At 70.8% G+C, this 15,902-nt stretch carries 19 protein-coding genes; 6 read left to right on the forward strand and 13 right to left on the reverse strand.

Annotation, left to right across the window (positions count from 1 at the left end):
* Positions 1–63 precede the first annotated feature (63 nt).
* The 3 genes from ACWEQG_RS32275 to ACWEQG_RS32285 all read left to right on the forward strand — a co-directional run bounded on the left by ACWEQG_RS32275 (position 64) and on the right by ACWEQG_RS32285 (position 3,793).
* A complete protein-coding gene (locus ACWEQG_RS32275) occupies positions 64–1,044 on the forward strand; it encodes an alpha/beta hydrolase (RefSeq protein WP_452290526.1) in 981 nt (326 codons plus the stop codon).
* Between the two features lie 169 nt (positions 1,045–1,213).
* Complete coding sequence (locus tag ACWEQG_RS32280) at positions 1,214–2,935, forward strand: serine/threonine-protein kinase (protein ID WP_452290528.1); 1,722 nt, start codon at positions 1,214–1,216, stop codon at positions 2,933–2,935.
* 45 nt (positions 2,936–2,980) lie between these two features.
* Positions 2,981–3,793, forward strand: coding sequence for an ABC transporter ATP-binding protein (locus tag ACWEQG_RS32285; RefSeq protein WP_363469146.1), 813 nt, complete (start codon positions 2,981–2,983; stop codon positions 3,791–3,793).
* 106 nt (positions 3,794–3,899) lie between these two features.
* Here ACWEQG_RS32285 and aceA read toward each other — a convergent pair whose 3' ends face one another.
* Positions 3,900–5,192 (reverse strand): isocitrate lyase, encoded by a 1,293-nt coding sequence (aceA, locus tag ACWEQG_RS32290; RefSeq protein ID WP_363469144.1) that lies wholly within the window; start codon positions 5,190–5,192, stop codon positions 3,900–3,902.
* A 244-nt stretch (positions 5,193–5,436) separates the two neighbouring features.
* On the opposite strand from aceA, the gene ACWEQG_RS32295 reads away from it, so the two are divergent.
* The 3 genes from ACWEQG_RS32295 to ACWEQG_RS32305 all read left to right on the forward strand — a co-directional run bounded on the left by ACWEQG_RS32295 (position 5,437) and on the right by ACWEQG_RS32305 (position 9,233).
* A complete protein-coding gene (locus ACWEQG_RS32295) occupies positions 5,437–6,909 on the forward strand; it encodes a helix-turn-helix domain-containing protein (protein ID WP_452290530.1) in 1,473 nt (490 codons plus the stop codon).
* A gap of 90 nt (positions 6,910–6,999) precedes the next feature.
* Positions 7,000–7,965: a glucosyl-3-phosphoglycerate synthase gene (locus ACWEQG_RS32300; RefSeq protein ID WP_452290532.1), complete on the forward strand. Its 966-nt coding sequence runs from the start codon at positions 7,000–7,002 to the stop codon at positions 7,963–7,965.
* A gap of 56 nt (positions 7,966–8,021) precedes the next feature.
* Entirely contained in the window at positions 8,022–9,233 is a 1,212-nt protein-coding gene (locus tag ACWEQG_RS32305; protein ID WP_452290534.1) for an acyl-CoA dehydrogenase family protein, read from the forward strand.
* A gap of 26 nt (positions 9,234–9,259) precedes the next feature.
* On the opposite strand, the gene ACWEQG_RS32310 is transcribed toward ACWEQG_RS32305, so the two are convergent.
* The 12 genes from ACWEQG_RS32310 to ACWEQG_RS32365 all read right to left on the reverse strand — a co-directional run bounded on the left by ACWEQG_RS32310 (position 9,260) and on the right by ACWEQG_RS32365 (position 15,868).
* Entirely contained in the window at positions 9,260–10,525 is a 1,266-nt protein-coding gene (locus tag ACWEQG_RS32310; RefSeq protein WP_452290536.1) for a tyrosine-type recombinase/integrase, read from the reverse strand.
* 2 nt (positions 10,526–10,527) lie between these two features.
* Positions 10,528–10,698 carry a helix-turn-helix transcriptional regulator gene (locus ACWEQG_RS32315; RefSeq protein WP_452290538.1) on the reverse strand — a complete coding sequence of 57 codons (171 nt, stop codon included), beginning with the start codon at positions 10,696–10,698 and terminating at the stop codon, positions 10,528–10,530.
* A gap of 8 nt (positions 10,699–10,706) precedes the next feature.
* Positions 10,707–12,098 (reverse strand): replication initiator, encoded by a 1,392-nt coding sequence (locus tag ACWEQG_RS32320; protein WP_452290540.1) that lies wholly within the window; start codon positions 12,096–12,098, stop codon positions 10,707–10,709.
* Positions 12,095–12,331, reverse strand: coding sequence for a hypothetical protein (locus ACWEQG_RS32325; RefSeq protein WP_452290542.1), 237 nt, complete (start codon positions 12,329–12,331; stop codon positions 12,095–12,097). Before ACWEQG_RS32325 ends, ACWEQG_RS32320 begins: the two co-directional genes overlap by 4 nt.
* A complete protein-coding gene (locus ACWEQG_RS32330; RefSeq protein ID WP_452290544.1) occupies positions 12,328–13,239 on the reverse strand; it encodes a phosphoadenosine phosphosulfate reductase in 912 nt (303 codons plus the stop codon). Before ACWEQG_RS32330 ends, ACWEQG_RS32325 begins: the two co-directional genes overlap by 4 nt.
* A 329-nt stretch (positions 13,240–13,568) precedes the next feature.
* A complete protein-coding gene (locus ACWEQG_RS32335) occupies positions 13,569–13,694 on the reverse strand; it encodes a hypothetical protein (protein ID WP_452290546.1) in 126 nt (41 codons plus the stop codon).
* Complete coding sequence (locus ACWEQG_RS32340) at positions 13,691–13,876, reverse strand: hypothetical protein (protein WP_452290548.1); 186 nt, start codon at positions 13,874–13,876, stop codon at positions 13,691–13,693. The genes ACWEQG_RS32335 and ACWEQG_RS32340 overlap by 4 nt, the downstream gene beginning before the upstream one ends.
* A complete protein-coding gene (locus ACWEQG_RS32345) occupies positions 13,873–14,016 on the reverse strand; it encodes a hypothetical protein (RefSeq protein WP_452290550.1) in 144 nt (47 codons plus the stop codon). Before ACWEQG_RS32345 ends, ACWEQG_RS32340 begins: the two co-directional genes overlap by 4 nt.
* Before the next feature lie 51 nt (positions 14,017–14,067).
* Positions 14,068–14,403 carry a RapZ C-terminal domain-containing protein gene (locus tag ACWEQG_RS32350; RefSeq protein WP_452290622.1) on the reverse strand — a complete coding sequence of 112 codons (336 nt, stop codon included), beginning with the start codon at positions 14,401–14,403 and terminating at the stop codon, positions 14,068–14,070.
* A 55-nt stretch (positions 14,404–14,458) separates the two neighbouring features.
* Positions 14,459–14,620: a hypothetical protein gene (locus ACWEQG_RS32355; RefSeq protein WP_452290624.1), complete on the reverse strand. Its 162-nt coding sequence runs from the start codon at positions 14,618–14,620 to the stop codon at positions 14,459–14,461.
* Between the two features lie 46 nt (positions 14,621–14,666).
* Positions 14,667–15,092 carry a Pycsar system effector family protein gene (locus ACWEQG_RS32360; RefSeq protein WP_452290552.1) on the reverse strand — a complete coding sequence of 142 codons (426 nt, stop codon included), beginning with the start codon at positions 15,090–15,092 and terminating at the stop codon, positions 14,667–14,669.
* A gap of 77 nt (positions 15,093–15,169) precedes the next feature.
* Positions 15,170–15,868, reverse strand: a complete 699-nt coding sequence (locus ACWEQG_RS32365; RefSeq protein ID WP_452290553.1) for an NUDIX domain-containing protein — start codon at positions 15,866–15,868, stop codon at positions 15,170–15,172.
* Positions 15,869–15,902 lie beyond the last annotated feature (34 nt).

Below are 15,902 nucleotides of genomic sequence, written 5' to 3' on the forward strand. Positions count from 1 at the left end.
GCGAAACATGCCAACCGGTAGAACGGATGACCTAATGGGGAATGTCCCTTTTGGGAGGCTTGCATGGAGCATGAGCTAAATGTAGACATCCGTCCGGAATATCCGGTCAGCTGGCAGGCCGCCGCGATCAACGGGGTTCTGCGGGGCACCATGAAGCCGATCTCCACCATTCTCGTGCGCAACACCGCGGGGATGGCCGTGGCCAGCCGCATCATCTGCCTCGGCGAGCGGGTTCCCGGCATGCTCCCCAAGCACGTGTCCATCGTTCCAGACGGATTCGGCTCGTGCACCGGGGAATGGGTGCACGGCGGCACCGGCCTGGACGAGGGCAAGGTGGTGCTCTACTTCCACGGCGGGGCCTACTTCGTCTGCTCCCCGGCCACCCACCGGCCGATCACGTGGCGGCTGTCGGCCGTGGCCCGCCGCCCGGTGTTCTCGCTCGACTACCGCCAGGGGCCGGTCCACTCCCTCGCCGAGTCGCTGACGGACGCGCTCCAGGCGTACGAGTGCCTGCTCGGCCTCGGATACGACCCCCAGGACATCGTGCTGGCCGGGGACTCCGCCGGAGGCCACCTCACCCTGGCCACGCTGCTGTCCCTGCGCGACCGCGGCATGCCCCTCCCCGCCGCCGGGATCTGCCTGTCCCCCTGGGCCGACCTCAGCTCCAGCCGCCGCCGCGCCAACGTCTGGGCGGACCCCATGCTCCCCGCCGGCCGGGTCGACTGGCTCGCCCGCCGCTGGACCGACGGCCTCGACTGCTTCGACCCCATCGTGTCCCCCGTGTACGGCGACTACACCGGCATCCCCCCGCTGATGATCGTCACCGGCTCCACCGAGGTCCTGCGCGACGAGGCCCGCCACGTGGCCCTCAGCGCCCGTGAGAACGGCGTGCAGGTGACCTACGAGGAGTGGAACCGCATGCCGCACATCTTCCCCCTCCTCGCCGACGTCCTCCCCGAGGGCCGCCTGTTCTTCGATCACGTCTCCCGCTTCCTCGACGCCGTCGACGTCCACCGCTCCGCCGCGGGGGCCGAGGCCGCGTAGGGGTCATTTTGGGGTCAATGGGACCAATGTGACCTGGGGTTTCTCTGGCCGGCCTTACTGAACGGTGCCATTGGGCTTACCTCTCATGCCGCTTGGCGCTAGTTGAGCGCGTGGCGCGTTCCAACCGGCCACAGTGGCTGTGCGGCACTTCGAGAGAGGTAGCTTCCGTATGGCACGTGGCGGAACGGCCTTCCAGAACGGCATGCCTCCCGGTGTGCGCCCGCTGACCGTGGGCGACCCGGTCGTCGTCGGGCGCTACCTGCTGCTCGGCCGGCTGGGCAGCGGTGGAATGGGCGTGGTCTACCTGGCCGAGCATCCCGGCGGAGGGTACGTCGCCCTGAAGACGCCGCATCCGATGCACCTGGGCGACCCCACGCTGCGGGCCCGGTTCGCCGAGGAGGTCGCGCTCTCCCGCCGCGTCGTGCCGTTCTGCACGGCCGCCGTCATCGAGGACGGCTTCGACGGCGACCGGCCCTACCTCGTCACCGAATACGTCCCCGGCCCCGCGCTCTCCCAGGTCGTCGCCGCCAGGGGGCCGCTCACACCCGACCTCGCGTACGGCGTGGCCCTCGGCACCGCCGCGGCGCTGGTGGCCACGCACGAGGCCGGGCTGGTCCACCGCGACCTCAAGCCCGGCAACGTGCTGCTGTCGCCGCGCGGGCCGTTCGTCATCGACTTCGGGATAGCCCGCGACCTCGACGTCGCGATGGCGCACACACAGGCCGGGCAGATCATGGGCAGCCCGGGCTGGGTGGCGCCCGAGCGGCTGCGGGGCCACCACGCCATCCCCGCCTCGGACGTCTTCTCCTGGGGCTGCCTGGTCGCGTTCGCGGCCACCGGGCAGCATCCGTTCGGCGCCGGTGATCTCGACGTGCTCACGCGGCGCATCCTGGTCGAGGAGCCCCGGATCGACGCCGTGCCGAAGCCGCTGTGGGACGGCGTGGCGGCGGCGCTGCGGCGCGAGCCCGCCGACCGCCCCGACGCGGCCCGGCTGCTGGCCTTCCTGCTCGCCGCGGGCGGGGTCCACGCGACCGCCGACCCCCGGCGCGCGGTCGCCGCCGTGCTCGACGAGATCTGGCAGCCCGTGCCCCACCCGGCGGGCACCTCCCCCGGCCGGGCCGCCGCACGCGGGGTGCGCACCCAGGCGGGCGCGGCGCGGGGAGTGGCACAGGAACTCGCGCCGGGAGTGGCGCAGGGGGTGGCAGAGGGGGTGGCACGGGGGGCGACGCAGGGCAGGGCGGCCCGGCGCCGCGCGGCGCGCTCGGGGGCGCAGATGTCCCACGCGGGCTTCACCGCGCTCGCCACCGTGACGATCGCCGCGATGACCGTGGTCGCGGCGGGCACCGGGGCGGCCCGCATGGAGAGCACGGCGGATCCGCCTCCCGCGCTGCCCGTGGTCGTCCCCGGCGAGGACGGCGCCCTGCCGCCGGAGGACCTGCTCACCACCTCGCGGCCGCCGGTGGTGCCCATCGCGGACGCCGCCCGGCCCAGGGTGACCGTGACGGCCACCCGGACCATGCCGCCGCCCGGGCCGGCGACCCCGGACGGCGAGAGGTCCACCACGGCGCCCTCGCCGCCGTCGGCCGGGGTGACGCTGCGCCCACCGGCGGACGGGCACTGCGGCGCCGGGCGCCCGAGGGACTGCCGCCCTGACCGGCCGTCCCCGCCGGGACAGCCGGGACAGCCTGGACAGCCGGGACAGCCTGGACAGCACGGGCACTCCGGACAGCCGGGGCACCCCGGGCAGGGCCATTCCCCGGGACCGTCGACGGGGGTCACGGCCGAGCCGCAGTGGGGGGACGGAGAGTCGCCGCCGCCCAGCCCGGCCCCGCCGCCGCCGGTGAGCGAGTCGCCCGGTGTGGTGTCCGTCCCGGCGCCGTCCATCCCCTGATACGCCGTCGTGAGCAGACGCGTCCATGCAGCATGCTGGGTGCCCATGGACGTGATGGACGCAGCTCTCGAACTCGACGACGTGACCGTCCGCGTGGTCGGCCGGACCCTGGTTACCGGTGCCGACTGGCGGGTGGAGCACGGCCAGCACTGGGTGATCCTCGGCCCCAACGGCGCCGGGAAGACGACGATGCTCTCGGTCGCCGCGGCCGTACGCCACCCGAGCTCGGGGACGGCCACGGTGCTCGGGCGGCGGCTCGGCCGGGTCGACCTGCGGGAACTGCGCCGGAGCATCGGCCTGGTGGCGGCCAGCCAGCGGCTCGTGGACGAGTCGCTGCTGGAGGAGGAGGGCGCCACCGCGCTGACCGTCGTGCTCACCGGGCACACCGCGACCAGCGCGCCGCTGTGGGACCGGTACGGCGACGAGGAGCGGGAGCGGGCCCACCGGCTGCTGGCCGACCTCGGCTGCAAGGACCTCGCCGACCGGCGGTTCCAGGTGTGCTCGCAGGGGGAGCGGGCGCGGATCCGGGTGGCCAGGGCGTTGATGGCCGACCCGGCGATCCTGCTGCTCGACGAGCCGTTCGCGGGCCTCGACCTGCCGGCGCGGGAGGACCTGATCGAGGCGTTGGAGGACCTGGCCCGCACCCGGCAGGGGCTCACGACCGTGATGGTCACGCATCACCTGGAGGAGGTGCCGGCCACCACAACGCACGCGCTGCTGATGCGGGACACCCGCATCGTCACCGCCGGTCCCGTGGCCGAGGTGCTCACCGGTCCGAACCTGTCGGACTGCTTCGGCCGGCGGCTGCGCATCGACTCGCTGGACGGCCGCTGGTACGCCCGCGCGCTGCGCGTCTGACACCGGCGCCGGGCACGGCGAGGCCCCGCCGCCGATCCGTCAGATCCCCCGTGGGGGTGGCCTGCGGATCGGCGGCGGGGCCGCCACCGACCTGTGTCCGCTGTGGTCAGTGAGCCCCGGCGAACTGTGCCTCCTCCGTCGAGCCCTTCAGGGCCGTCGTGGAGGAGTCCGGCGCGATGGCCGTGCTGACCAGGTCGAAGTATCCGGTGCCGACCTCCCGCTGGTGGCGGGTGGCGGTGTAGCCGAGCCGTTCGGCGGCGAACTCGGCCTCCTGGAGCCCGACGTACGCCGTCATGCCCTCCTCTGCGTAGCCGCGGGCCAGGTCGAACATCGAGTAGTTCAGCGAGTGGAAGCCGGCCAGGGTGATGAACTGGAACTTGTATCCCATGTGGCCCAGTTCCCGCTGGAACTTGGCGATCGTCGCGTCGTCGAGGTGCTTCCTCCAGTTGAACGACGGCGAGCAGTTGTAGGCGAGCATCTGGCCGGGGTACTCCCGCTTGATCGCCTCGGCGAACTCGCGGGCCACGTCGAGGTCGGGCGTGGAGGTCTCCATCCACAGCAGGTCGGCGTACGGCGCGTAGGCCAGGCCGCGGGCGATGCAGGCGTCGACGCCGTTGCGGACCCGGTAGAAGCCCTCGGCGGTCCGGTCGCCGGTGCAGAAGGCGCGGTCGCGGGGGTCCACGTCGCTGGTCAGCAGTGTCGCGGCCTGGGCGTCGGTCCGCGCGATGACCAGAGAGGACACGCCCGCGACGTCGGCCGCGAGGCGGGCCGCGTTCAGGGTCTTGATGTGCTGGCCGGTGGGGATCAGCACCTTGCCGCCGAGGTGGCCGCACTTCTTCTCGGAGGCGAGCTGGTCCTCCCAGTGCACGCCCGCGGCGCCGGCCGCGATCATGGCCTTCATCAGCTCGAACGCGTTGAGCACGCCGCCGAAGCCGGCCTCGGCGTCGGCCACGATGGGCGCCAGCCAGTGCGGGGCCCCCTCGTCGCCCTCCGCCCAGCTGATCTGGTCGGCGCGCAGCAGCGCGTTGTTGATCCGGCGGACCACGGCGGGCACCGAGTTGGCCGGGTAGAGGCTCTGGTCGGGGTAGGTGTGCCCGCTGAGGTTGGCGTCGGCGGCCACCTGCCAGCCGGACAGGTAGATGGCCTTGAGGCCCGCCTTGACCTGCTGGACCGCCTGGTTGCCGGTCAGCGCGCCCAGCGCGTGGACGTAGTCCTCGTGGCGCAGTAGATCCCACAGGCGCTCCGCGCCGAGCCGGGCCAGCGTGTGCTCCTCCTGCACCGAGCCGCGCAGGCGGACGACGTCCTCGGCCGTGTAGGTCCGCTCGACGTCGCTCCATCGCGGATTGGTGTCCCAGTCCTGCTGCAGCCGCTGGGCGGCGGCGGTGAGGCGATCCGACATCTCCGGTCACTCCCTTGTTGCGTACGTTGTCGTCACCTGGGGCTTGCTTCCGAGTTTGTGTCGATATCAAGACACTCACAAGGCGACATCTATCGAAAGAACTTCAAAAATTCTGCGAGAAGCAAGACTGACGGGTATTCAGCGGTGAAGAAGCGCGAAGTTTTCGATGTGGACTAGACCAATCCGTGCGAGGCGGAGCGCGTACTGCTGGAAGAAGTGCCGATTTTCCGCATAAGATCGGGTTATGACCTCCGTCCTGGGCGAAGAACCGCTGTCTTTGACGCACGAGCTCGATCTCCTGGCCTTCGGCCAGCGGCTCAAGCACCTGCGCAAGCAGCGCGGTCTCACGCTCTCCGAGCTCGGCGACCGCGTCGGGCGCGCGCCCAGCCAGCTGTCGCTGCTGGAGAACGGCAAGCGTGAGCCCAAGCTCTCGCTGCTGAAGTCGCTGGCCGCCGCGCTGAACGTGCCGGTGGAGGAGCTGCTGCGCAGGCAGGCGCCGAACCGGCGGGCCCAGCTCGAGATCGCCCTGGAGGAGGCCCAGCGCGACCCGCTCTACGCGGGGCTCGGGCTGAGCCGGCTGAAGGTCTCCGCGCGGGTGCCCAACGACGTGCTGGAGCACATCCTCGGCCTGTTCGAGGAGCTCAAGGCCAGGGAGGCGAAGGGCACGGCCACGCCGGAGGAGGCGCGGGCCGCCAACGCCGAGCTGCGGCGCAAGCAGCGCGAGCTGGGCAACTACTTCGAGGAGATCGAGAAGGCCGCCGCCGAGGCTCTGGCCACCGTCGGCTACCGGACCGGCGCGCTGTCGGAGAGCACCGTCCAGGCGCTGGTGTCGCACTTCGGGTTCACCGTGCACACCGCGCCCGACCTGCCGCGTTCTGCGCGTTCGGTGACCGACCTGCGCAACCGGCGCATCTACGTCAAGCGCCAGCAACTGGGCATGCACACGCCGCGTACCGTGCTGCTGCAGACGCTCGGGCACATCGCGCTCCAGCACCACAAGCCGCGCGACTTCGCCGACTTCCTGCGCCAGCGGGTGGAGGCCAACTACTTCGCCGCCGCCGTCCTCGTCCCCGAGGCGGCGGCCGTGCCGTACCTGCGGGAGGCCAAGCAGGACAAGGCGCTGTCGGTGGAGGACCTGCGCGACGTGTTCGCGGTGTCGTACGAGATGGCCGCGCACCGGTTCACCAACCTGGCCACCCGCCACCTCGACCTGGTGTGCCACTTCGTCCGCAACGACGCCGGCGGGATCATCTACAAGGCGTACGAGAACGACGGGATCGTCTTCCCGGCCGACGAGCAGGGCGCGATCGAGGGGCAGCGGCTGTGCCAGCAGTGGTCGGGCCGCCAGGTCTTCCACTCGCCCGACCGGTTCTCGCTGTTCTACCAGTACTGCGACTCGCCCACCGGCACGTACTTCTGCGTCGCCCACGTGGACCCGTCCCAGGAGAAGGACTTCGCGATCACGCTGGGCGTGCCGTACCGGGAGTCGCGGTGGTTCCGGGGGCGCGAGACCACTCACCGCACCAAGTCGAACTGCCCGAACGGCGAGTGCTGCCGCCGCCCCCCGGCCGAGCTCGCGCAGCGCTGGGAGGGCTACGCCTGGCCGTCGGCGCGCGCCAACTCCCACGTGCTGGCCGCGCTGCCGCCCGGGTCGTTCCCCGGCGTCGACGAGGCCGACGTGTACGCGTTCCTGGAGCGCCACGCCGCCCACGGCTGAGGGTCCCGGTGTACGCCCCGTGCTGATCGCCTCCTCCGGCCGCCGCATAAGGTGATGCCAGTGAAGCCGGTGGACAGGGGGAGGACGGGCGTGCTGCCTGAGGTGGAGGCCTGGCTGAGTCGGCGTACCTCGTCGGCGGCCGACTGGCCGGCCCGCGCCCTGCTGTCCGCCAAGGGAGACGCGTCGATCTCGGTGGTGCTGCCCGCGAGGAACGAGGAGGAGACGGTCGGGGAGATCGTCTCCGCCGTGCGCCGCGACCTCGTCGAGGCCGTGCCGCTCGTGGACGAGCTGGTCGTGATCGACTCCCGGTCCTCGGACGACACGGCGGCCCGGGCCTTACGCGCCGGGGCGAAGGTCTTCGCGCAGGACGAGATCCTGCCCGAGCTGCACGATCCGCACTACGACGGCAAGGGCGAGGCGCTGTGGAAGTCCCTCGCGGTGACGACCGGCGACCTGGTGGTGTTCGTCGACGCCGATCTGCGCGAGTTCCGGACCTCGTTCGTGACCGGCCTGCTCGGGCCGCTGCTGACCGACCCCGCGGTCGGATACGTGAAGGCGTGCTACGACCGGCCGCTGCTCGGCGCGGCGGAGCCGAACGCCGGGGGCAGGGTCACCGAGCTGGTCGCCCGGCCGCTGCTCAACCTGCACTGGCCGCTGCTCGCCGGATTCGTGCAGCCTCTCGCGGGTGAGTACGCCGGCCGCCGCGCGGTGCTCGAACGGGTGCCGTTCGTCACCGGGTACGGCGTGGAGCTGGGGCTTCTCATCGACCTGCTGGACCTGGTGGGCCTCGACGCGCTCGCGCAGGTCGACCTGGGCCGCAGAGTCCACTCCCACCAGTCGACCGAGGCGCTCGGCGGGATGGCCGGGCAGATCATGCACACCGCCTGGGCGCGGCTGGAGCGCCAGAACAAGATCATTCCGTTGCACGAGCCGTCCGCGCGGCTCGTCCAGTTCGAGCGCGGCCCCGCCGGGCACCGCCCGTTGACGCGGCACGTCGGAGTGGCCGAGCGCCCGCCGATGGCCACGGTCCCGGAGTACGCGTCCCGGTTGCGCTGACCGGCTCCCGCTGAGGTGTTACCGTTGGTAACACTTTACGGAGAGGAGAGCCTGAGATGACCTTCTGCCCCGAGTTGAACGACGACGTCCGCGAGGTGCGCGACTGGGTCCGCGAGTTCGCCAGGGACGTCGTCCGCCCGGCGGGTGCGGAGTGGGACGAGCGTGAGGAGACGCCCTGGCCGGTCATCCAGGAGGCCGCCAAGATCGGACTGTACTCGCTCGACTTCTTCGCGCAGCAGTGGTTCGAGGAGTCGGGGCTCGGCCTGCCCGTGGCGTTCGAGGAGTTGTTCTGGGGGGACGCCGGCATCGGCCTGTCGATCGTGGGCACCGGCCTGGCCGCCGCCTCCATCGCCGCGAACGGCACCCCCGAGCAGATGGGGGAGTGGCTGCCCCAGATGTTCGGCACTCCCGACGACGTCAAGCTCGGGGCGTTCTGCGCCTCCGAGCCGGACGCCGGCAGCGACGTCGGGGCGATCAGGACGCGGGCCGTCTACGACGAGGCCAAGGACGAATGGGTCGTCAACGGCGTGAAGACGTGGGCCACCAACGGCGGCATCGCCAACGTCCACGTCGTCGTGGCCTCGGTCGACCCGTCCCTGGGCACCCGGGGCCAGGCGTCCTTCGTGATCCCGCCCGGCGCGCGGGGTCTGTCCCAGGGGCAGAAGTTCAAGAAGCACGGCATCCGCGCCTCCCACACCGCCGAGGTCGTCCTGGAGGACGTACGGGTGCCGGGGCGGTGCCTGGTGGGCGGCAAGGAGAAGCTCGACGAGCGGCTCGCGCGGGTGCGTGCCGGCGCGCGCTCGGGCGAGCAGGCCGCGATGCGGACCTTCGAGACCACCCGCCCCCTCGTCGCCGCCATGGCCGTCGGCGTCGCCCGCGCGGCCTTCGAGTACGCCCGCGACTACGCCCGCGAGCGCGAGCAGTTCGGCCGCAAGATCGGGGAGAACCAGGCCGTCGCCTTCCTGCTGGCCGACATGGCCACCCGCGTGGACGTCGCCCGGTTCATGACGTGGCGGGCCGCGTGGATGGCCCGCCACGGCCGGCGATTCGAGCAGGCCGAAGGCTCGATGAGCAAGCTGGTCGCGAGCGAGACGGCCGTCTGGGTGACCGAGCAGGCCATCCAGATCCTCGGCGGGGCCGGCTACACCCGCGAGCACCCGGTCGAGCGCTTCCACCGCGACGCCAAGATCTTCACCATCTTCGAGGGCACGTCGGAGATCCAGAGGTTGATCATCGGCCGCTCCGTCACCGGCCTCCCCGTCCGCTGATTCGCTCGTCAACCGCGACTTCACGTTCAGGCCCCCTGTTCCGTGCCTGTTCCGTCAGAGACGGAGCGCGGACGGAACAGGCGGTCATCGATCGCCCGTCGAGCACGCTCGTGGGAGCCCGGCTGCATGTGCGCGTAGACCCGGAGAGTGAAGGCCGGGTCGGCGTGCCCCAGGTACTCTGCGAGTTCCCTGATCGCGACACCGCCCGCGAGCATGACGCTCGCGTAGTAGTGCCGAAGCTGGTGAAGCCCCTCCTTCCGAGTGGTAGTGAAGCGGGCACGCTGGCGGGAGTCTTTAGCGGGCGTAGGGATGACGCCGGCACGTACGAGCGCAGGCTTCCAGACGCCCTCGCTGTAGCTGCGCGCCTTGATGAATCGGTCGTCAGTCCAACGAAACAGGAGCTGGTGGGTGCGTAGCTTCCCGTTCGGCTTCTCCCAAGGCAGAGAGCAGAGCAGCGGCGGATACTTCTCGACATGTTGCCGAATCGCTTCCGCGGCCCAGCGGGGGAGCGGCACGACGCGCTCCCGATCGTTCTTCGGCAGGGCATAGACGAAGTCCGAGCCCAGCTTCTTAATCTGCCGGCGCACGCGGATCACATGGTCATCGAGGTCGATATCTTCAAGCGCGAGTCCGAACAGTTCCCCTTGACGGAGCCCGCAGGCTGCGCCAACCACGGGAAGCGCGCGGAAGAGATCAGGATGAGCGTCTATGACCGCCTCTACCCGATCATCACCCCAGGCTTGCACTTCCCCGCTGATCCGCTTCGGGACCTTGACGATCGGAGACTTGGCCGGACTCCGTTTGATCAGCTCATCAGCTACGGCAAGGTCCAGAATGCCCTGTAGCACGAGGAACGAGGTCTCGATGGTGGAGACCTCGAAACGACTGCTGAGATCACTGATCCAGGCTTGGATCTGCGAAGGCTTGATTGCCTTGACCTGCCGACGTGCGAAGGCGGGGGCGACGTGCAGACGGTAAAGCGAGGCATAGCGGATGCTGGTCGAAGGATCGACGACGCGCGACATGAGCCAGCGATCGGCGAGGTCACCGAAGAGAATCTTCCCAGCGTGCGGATCGATGTAGTCGCCGCGGGCAACGTCGGCCCCCATGGCCGACGCCTTTCGTTCCGCATCGGCCTTCCGCTCGTACGCCGAAGAGCGTTCACGCCCGGTGGGATCGAGCCAGACCGCGAGCCACCTCTTGCCCTTGCCGTAGCGTGCGGTTCTGACCTTTTCCGTACGACCGTCGGGATGCCGCACGGTCTTCACCCAAAGATCTTTGACGAAGGCCACGGCTACTCCTGCTCCATGACCCAGGCGTGCACGTCGGCCGGCAGGTAGCGCAGATGACGGCCGATCTTGCGACTCTTCGGCCCGGTACGACGGTGCCGCCAGACGTACAGCGTTGCCACCGGCACACCGAGGAAGTTCGACACCTCCTCGACCCCCCACAAGCGATCACTCATGGTCGTGGTCATGGTGCTCCCTTCGGTGGTTGATCGTTGAGGTGTCCTGCCAGTAGGGATTCGCCGGGGGTGTAGCCCTGGCCGGCGAAGCTCCAGTGGGCGAGCACGAGGGTGGTGTCGGGGTCGTGGGCCCAGCCGGTTTCGCGGAGTTGGGCGTGGCGGTAGTCGGCGCGTTCCTGGCGGATCTTGCCGAGGGTGGTGGCGTAGGTGCGGGATCGGGTGGAGAAGTGGCCGCGGAAGCCGAGCATGTGCGCCCACTTGCGCAGCTTGAGATCCAGCAGTTCGGGGTGCGCGATGGGATCGCCAAGGGTCCAGGCGGTTCGGATCAGCCGGGCGGCGTGCTCGCTGGCGCCCTTCTCCTGTAGTCGAGTGAGGTCGTGGGAGCGGATGCGCCGGTCCAGGGTGCCGGCGGATTCGGCGGCTTTAGTGGCGTACTTGGCGACGTAGCCGGCGACCTTCTGCTCGGTGAGCTGGTCACCTTCCTCGTCGGCGGGGTTAATGAGCTTGACGTCTACCTGGTCGCCCCAGCGGAGATCGAGGGTGGGTTGGCCGAGGTCGGGGGCGTCGATGTGGACCGCGGCTGCGGCCGAGCGGATCGCGCCGTCGAGGAGCTGCACGCCGGCCCAGTCCGGCGGCGGGATCGGGGTGGTGTCGTCGGGATCGTCGGGCCGGCCGTCGAGGCGGATGATGGCGTGGAAGTGGACGACTCCGCGCGTTTGGTATTCGGCGACCTTGGCGAAGGACACTTTGACCTGCCGGTTGAACGCCGCCTGTGACATGCCGGCGGCGCCGGCGAGGTGGCGGCGCAGGTAGATGGTGAAGCGGCGCCACAGATCGCCGGCGTGGGCGTTCCACAGCACATGCCCGACGTAGTCGTAGGTGTCGGGGTCGAGGGGTTGCCCGATGCGGGGGTCGTCGGCCGTGTGCCGGTCGAAGCAGGCCGGCCCCGAGCGGCGGGGGTGGCAGACCTGCGGGGTGCCGTGTTTGTTCGGGCCGCGGTGGACGGGACCGAAGGACGGTGCGGTCAGGGTGGCGAAGACCCGGGGGTGGGTGCGGACGGTTTCGGGGACGCCTTTGGTGCCGCCGATCAGTCCGGCGCGGATCAGGTGGTAGGTGTCGGCGCGGTAGAGCTCGGCGCAGGAGGGGCAGCGGGAGGCGCGGCGGTTGCCGCAGCGGACGAGGAGCTGCCCGTGCGGCTCCTGCTCAGTGGTGTAGGTGTGCAGGACCTCACCGGTGCCGGCGTCCACGGTCAGGGTTTCGCCGGTCAGGCGGACGGGTTCGGTGCAACCGCGAAGGCGGGCGACTTGGTCGAGCCAGCGGGTGAGGTCTTTGCCCGAGCGGCGGGCCAGGTCACGGATGACCGGCCCGACCAGCTCAGCGAGCGGCGTAGGCGCGCTCAAGCGGTGATCCTCCTTACCTCGGTGACGACGATGCGGGGACAGCAGTTGCGGCACTGCTTGTCGAGCGGGAGACGACGCCCGCAAGCGATCCACCGGCGCAGACCGCCGAGCCGGATCAGAACCGGGGCCAGGCACGGCCCAGACTCAACGGCGAGGATCGTGCGGGTGGTGGACCAGGAGCGCTCAGCGTCGGGGGCGTAGGTCTCGGTGAGCTGGACGTGGTAGATGCTCATGTGGCGCACCAGCCGGAGTCGCAGCTTCCGGCCCCGTCGTCCTCGAACAGCGGGAGCACGTCCTGGCCGTCGGGGATGACCCGGGCGAGGGGTTTGCCGAACCGGGTCAGATAGACCGGGTCCTTGCCGAGTTCAGCGCGCCGGGCATTCAGCAGGTCTTCCAACTGGCATGCCCGCTCGAACAGGTCGGGGTCGGTGCGGCGCATCTCCAGCCAGGTTCCCTCCCGATGGAACGGGCAGAAAAAGCAGCTGGACTTCGGGGGGACCGGCAGGCCGGCGTCGCGGATGATGCGCATGCAGTCGCTACGACGTAGCCGCAGGTCCAGCAGCGGGTAGACGATGCGTTCGTAGGGTTCGGTGCGGCGGCTGTTGGCGCGGTGGATCTCATCCAGGGAGATGCCGATCCCGACCGTGGCCGGGTGGGTCGCGCTGGCGCCGTGGGCTTTGAGCCAGGACCCGATCACCCGGATTTTGAAGTCGGCGGTGCAGGAGCGGGTGCCGGGAGCGCCGTTGGACATCCGCACCGGGATCGGCAGCGACCGGGACCCGGGTTTGGTCAGGCGCTGCCAGAGCGTCTCAACTTCTCCGGTGCGGCGGGTGCGCCAGATCATCCGCAGGTCGAGGCCGTGCTGCTTCGCGAACGGCGCGGCGTACTGGTCGAAGTAGGCCAGGGTGCCGGGGTGTTCGGAGTCGTCCCCGACGTTGGAGAACAAGAACATATCGAAGGCGATGCGGCCCTGTGCGGCCAGCACGAGCGCGGCCATCGACTGCACGCCTCCACCGAAGGCGAACGCGCTGCCCACCGTGACCGGGGCGGCAGGATCGGGCGCAGCGGGGGTCGAGGCGGGACCGGGGGCGGTGATGGTCATTTCCGGCCCCCCACGTAGATGCGGCCGGTGGCGCTGCACGTCTGGCAGGGGATCGGGCGCCGGTTGGGGTCGAGCCCGGTGGAGCAGAACCCGTGGCAGGTGGGGCAAGTGCGGTAACGGCTGGTGGTCATCGGCCGCACCTGCCGCAGGTGGTCGAGGTGCGGGGGTTGATGCCGCCGCAGTGGCAGACCCAGGTGGAGGCGGTGCCGGGCGGCAGCCAGGGCCCACCGGAGCGGATTACGGGCGTGACGGGGTGAAGGTGGCGCATACTGGTGTCTCCTTGCTTGTAGGGCGAGGAAGGCGCCCCACGAGGCGGCGGGCTGGCAGGCTTTGGCCGCCCCGTGGAGGCGTCGCATCAGGGAATGCGGTTAGTTGTGGTTGTCGATCCCGGTGCCGTCGCAGTCGCGGCACCGCTGGTTGTCGGCGTCGATGCCAGTGCCGTTGCAGGTGCAGCAGCGGTAGGCGTAGACCGGCAGATCCCCGAGTCGGGTCATGAGGTGGCACCGCCGTTCGGGGTGTGGCCAGTGCCGTCGCAGGCGAGGCAGGCGGCGTACTGCTCGACAGTGCGCCGGCGTAGACCGCGGCCCACGACGTGAGCGGTCAGGACTTGGCGCTCCCCGTCGCAGTCGGGGCAGGTCTCGGGCGCCTCGGGCGTGCTGGCGACGGGGGTGGTCACAGCTCGCCCCGTCCGGCGCAGGTGGGGCAGGTCTGGCGGGTCTCGATGATGACGGTCTGGCCGCCGCGCTTGATGGACTTGAGCACGCCGATGGTGCAGTAGCCGCGACAGGTGCCGCAGGTACGACGCTGAGACTTCACAGGGGACTCCTTCGGATCGGGATATGGCGGGGAGCAGCACGGGGACGAGGATCAGGCGGGGTGCTGGATGACCGGCTTGGTCACGTCGCGGTGATCGACCTGCACGCCGATCCCGTGTCCGCGGAGCGTTGCGGCGATCTCTTCGGCGAGGGCGACGCTGCGGTGCCGGCCGCCGACGCAGCCGACCGCGATGGTGACCACCAAGGCCGGCGGGCGGGGCAAGGCGGTCAGCAGGTCCGTGGCGCATTCGGCCGTGTGGCGGATCAGGCAGTCGGCGCCCGGGGTGGCCAGCACGTGCCGGCGCACCGCGGGGTCAAGGCCGGTGAGCTGGCGCATGGCCGGATCGTGGTGCGGGTTGCGCAGGTGCCGGCGGGCGTCGATCGTGATGTCTGCCTGTGGGCGGGGGCATGGCCGTAGCCGAAGGACAGAACACGAGCGCGGATCATGAGGCCAGCACCCGACCGACGCCGTTGCAGTCCGGGCAGGGCCGGTCCGGGATGTGTTCGACGGTGCGGCGGCCGACGCCGTTGCACGGGCGGCAGGTGCGCCAGACCTCGCGGGCGAGCTTCGGCGTGTCGCCGTTCTTCTTGCTGAACAGGCCCATGACAGGGGCCTCCTTCCGGATCGCAGGAGAAAGGGGTCAGACGGGGTTAGGCGAAGGTCAGCGCCGCGGCCAGGACCAGCAGCGCGACGACGAGCAGGTCCACGGCCAGCCGCAAACGCCGGTACTTGGCGACGGCCAGGCGCGACAACAGCCACACATCCGCGGCCACGTGGCTGGCCGCATCGGCGGACGTCAGGGTGTGCAGGAGCGCAGCCGGGGAGGCGGCGCGAGCGTGGACGACGAAGCCGGTGCCGCCGATGCGGGGGATGCGTGGACGGACGGCCAGCAGCAGCACCGCGACCGCCAGCCCGAGCAGGCCAGCCGCAGCCCACAGGCCCGCCAGCGCTACAGCGGGCACACGGGTGGTGGAGGTCGCCGCGGTCGTCACGGTGATGACGACGGCGAGCGCGGCGCCGGCCCACGACAGCAACAGCCCGGCTTTCGCGTCCACCCGAGCCAGCTCAGCCCGCACCAGAGCCCCTTCGGTGTGCAGGTCGGCCAGCGTGGACGCATCGACCGATGACGGCGCAGTGAACGGCCGGGGCGTGGTCACCGCTGCCCCCTGCTGGTCGAAGCTGGGCAGGTCAGGGCGAGAGCCTCAGCTAGCATGCCGCGATGGGCCGGGAAGACCTCCCCGCCGAAGGTGTCCGTGAGGTAGGTGACGAGGTTGTTGTAGGTGTCGGCACCGACCCAGGCGGCGCGGGCGGCGTCGTCGGCACCGACCACCTCGGGCAAGTCGTCGCGCTGGCAGGTGCCCAGGTGAGTCCGGACCGGAACCGTGACCATCCATGCCTCGTCGCTGGCGCGGGGATCGGGTACATACCGCGGCGGCAGCGCCGCCCAGGTCGAGGTGATGCCGGTCAGTCCGGTCTCTTCGTGTAGTTCGCGGGTCGCGGCGTGTACGGGGTCTTCGCCGGGGTCGACGTGGCCGCCGGGCAGTGCCCAGCCGTGGCCGTCGCGGCGCTCGACCATGACCAGCCAGCGGTGTCCGTCGTGGTCGGTGGCGGTGACGATGGCGTCGGCGGCGAGGGCTTCGCCCCAGTGGCCGAGCTCGTTGCGGCCGTAGCGGATGCCGGTGCGCTCACACGGGTTGACCGGGCGCCCGTCGATCACCTCGAACGGGATCGCCGCGGTGGCCTGACGAGCGGTCCAGTCGATCCGAGTGGGGTCGGTTTGCGGGTCGGCCCACCCCTGGCGGACGCCGAGGGTCAGCACGTCGGGATGGGTGTAGGTGATGCCGTCGCTCACGGGTGTCTCCCTGATCGAAAGGTCGGCGGGGACC

The sequence above is a fragment of the Microbispora sp. NPDC004025 genome (genome assembly GCF_053604425.1).

Bases quoted from the DNA above. Each gene is read 5' to 3' on its own strand.
- ACWEQG_RS32315 (WP_452290538.1), bottom strand. From the start codon at position 10,698: ATGAGTGATCGCTTGTGGGGGGTCGAGGAGGTGTCGAACTTCCTCGGT.
- ACWEQG_RS32355 (WP_452290624.1), bottom strand. From the start codon at position 14,620: ATGGGCCTGTTCAGCAAGAAGAACGGCGACACGCCGAAGCTCGCCCGC.
- ACWEQG_RS32325 (WP_452290542.1), bottom strand. From the start codon at position 12,331: ATGAGCATCTACCACGTCCAGCTCACCGAGACCTACGCCCCCGACGCT.
- ACWEQG_RS32335 (WP_452290546.1), bottom strand. From the start codon at position 13,694: ATGACCCGACTCGGGGATCTGCCGGTCTACGCCTACCGCTGCTGCACC.
- ACWEQG_RS32285 (WP_363469146.1), top strand. From the start codon at position 2,981: ATGGACGTGATGGACGCAGCTCTCGAACTCGACGACGTGACCGTCCGC.
- ACWEQG_RS32305 (WP_452290534.1), top strand. From the start codon at position 8,022: ATGACCTTCTGCCCCGAGTTGAACGACGACGTCCGCGAGGTGCGCGAC.
- ACWEQG_RS32275 (WP_452290526.1), top strand. From the start codon at position 64: ATGGAGCATGAGCTAAATGTAGACATCCGTCCGGAATATCCGGTCAGC.
- ACWEQG_RS32295 (WP_452290530.1), top strand. From the start codon at position 5,437: ATGACCTCCGTCCTGGGCGAAGAACCGCTGTCTTTGACGCACGAGCTC.
- ACWEQG_RS32280 (WP_452290528.1), top strand. From the start codon at position 1,214: ATGGCACGTGGCGGAACGGCCTTCCAGAACGGCATGCCTCCCGGTGTG.
- aceA (WP_363469144.1), bottom strand. From the start codon at position 5,192: ATGTCGGATCGCCTCACCGCCGCCGCCCAGCGGCTGCAGCAGGACTGG.